Here is a 1,933-nt window from a genome sequence, read left to right as displayed (position 1 = left end):
ATTTCTCTTCATATTCTTTTGGATATTTTATTGAGCCGATAATAAATTTGCTCTAAATTTATAAAATTTCCCGCTTTAAATTTTAAATCTGAAGAAATTTTAAAACCAAGCAAAATTCAAAGATCAAATATACAAAATCGCCACGGTAGGGTCTCCGCCTGCGTAGCTATTGGCTCAGCGCCGTAAAGTATAAAATTTCATCCGCCCTACTCCTCAAACAGATTTCTCTCCGCGGTCTTTAGCACGCGACCGAGCGCCTCGCGCGCCTTATCGGTTACGATGCGACCTTTGGCGGTCTTTTCGATGTAGCCGTTGGCGAGCAGATAGGGCTCGATGACGTCTTCGATCGTGCCCTCGTCCTCGCTAAGCGCCGCCGCGATCGTGCTAAGCCCCAAGGCACGGCGCTTGGCGTCAAATAAAATTTCCAAATATTTTATATCCATCTCGTCAAAGCCCTGCTCGTCCACGCCCAGCGCCTCGAGCCCTTCGCGCGCGCGATCGTGCGAGATAGCGCCCTCGTCGCGCACCTCGGCAAAATCGCGTATGCGGCGCAGTAGCCTCAGCGCAATACGCGGAGTACCGCGGGAGCGACGCGCGATCTCGGCGCTGGCGTCTGCCGCGCTCTCTTTTCCGAGTTTAACAGAGGCGATCTGCACTATCCGCGCAAGCTCGGCGTGCGTGTAAAACTGCAAGCGAAACTGCATGCCGAAGCGATCCCGCAGCGGCGCCGAGATCATGCCCGCGCGCGTCGTGGCGCCGATGAGCGTGAAGTGCGGAATGTCGATCTTGATGGTCTGCGCGGCGGGACCCGAGCCGATGATAATGTCGAGGCGGAAGTCCTCCATCGCCGAATACAGCACCTCCTCGATCGCGGGGCTTAGGCGGTGGATCTCGTCGATGAAAAGCACGTCGCCGCTTTGCAGGTTCGTTAAAATCGCCGCCAGATCGCCCGCCTTTTCGATCATCGGCGCGGCGGTGACCTTGATGGCGGCGCCCATCTGAGCGGCGATGATGTGCGCTAGCGTGGTTTTGCCGAGCCCCGGCGGCCCGTAGAAAAGCACGTGATCGAGCACATCGGCGCGCTTTTTCGCCGCGGCGATCGCGATGGCGAGGTTTGATTTGATCTTCTCCTGCCCCACGTAATCCTCGAAGCTCGACGGGCGCAGCGAGCTCTCCACGCTCTCATCGAGCTGCATCTTTTCGATCTCTACAATTCTGTCCATAATCTCTCTTTAATCATTTTTAAAATTTTAGCAAGTGTAGCGAAAAATGGCTAAATTTTGACAATTTTAGCAAGGCGCCGTCTTTGCGAACGAGATAAAATTTACCGCGCGGAATTTTACGGTACGTGCTTAGGACTAGGGTTAAAAAGCAAAGCACCCGTCGCGAAAGACGCGAAATTTTACCGCGGCGGGTTTAAAACTACGCTCATGCCGTCGCTCGCTATGCTTTTTAAGTGCGAAATTTTGTCGTAGCAGCTCTCAAACAGCGCGCGGGTCGCTAACTGCGCTAAATTTTACGGCGCGGAATTTTAACTTGCAGAATTTAAAGCTTTGCGCGGAAGCCATTGCCGCAAAGCTCCACCGCGCAGCGAGAATTTTAACGCATAAAATTCATGAAGTACGCACAAGATGCTGCGAGCGAAATTTTAACGCACAAATTTGAAGCTAGCCGCAGAGTTTGCGAGAGACGGAATAAACTTGGCAGAATCATAGCGTGCAGAATTAAAGAGCGAAATTTAGCCGTTTGAAAAATACGCATATGATTTTGCGACGTAAAATTTGGCGCTTAGAATTTTACGATATTAAATTCGGCGTCTGGAATTTTGCAGCGAAATTTTGTCTCGTAGAGCTTTGCTGCTGATTTTATTTTTACGGCAGCGAGGCTTTAAATTCTGCGCTTCAAGATTTGCGGCACGCAGCTACTCAGAATT

At 51.3% G+C, this 1,933-nt stretch carries 2 protein-coding genes; one reads left to right on the top strand and one right to left on the bottom strand.

The genetic code is table 11. From position 1 onward, the window contains the following. Nucleotides 1–206: 206 nt before the first annotated feature. Complete coding sequence (ruvB, locus tag Q0413_RS02640) at nucleotides 207–1,223, bottom strand: Holliday junction branch migration DNA helicase RuvB (protein WP_298987013.1); 1,017 nt, start codon at nucleotides 1,221–1,223, stop codon at nucleotides 207–209. Between the two features lie 57 nt (nucleotides 1,224–1,280). Here ruvB and Q0413_RS02635 point away from each other — a divergent pair, with 57 nt between their 5' ends. Next, nucleotides 1,281–1,475, top strand: a complete 195-nt coding sequence (locus Q0413_RS02635; protein WP_298987010.1) for a hypothetical protein — start codon at nucleotides 1,281–1,283, stop codon at nucleotides 1,473–1,475. The last annotated feature ends 458 nt before the right edge of the window (nucleotides 1,476–1,933 follow it).

Source organism: uncultured Campylobacter sp., from assembly GCF_938045465.1.
Lineage (GTDB): Bacteria > Campylobacterota > Campylobacteria > Campylobacterales > Campylobacteraceae > Campylobacter_B.
This window is presented reverse-complemented; position numbering and strand designations above follow the sequence as displayed.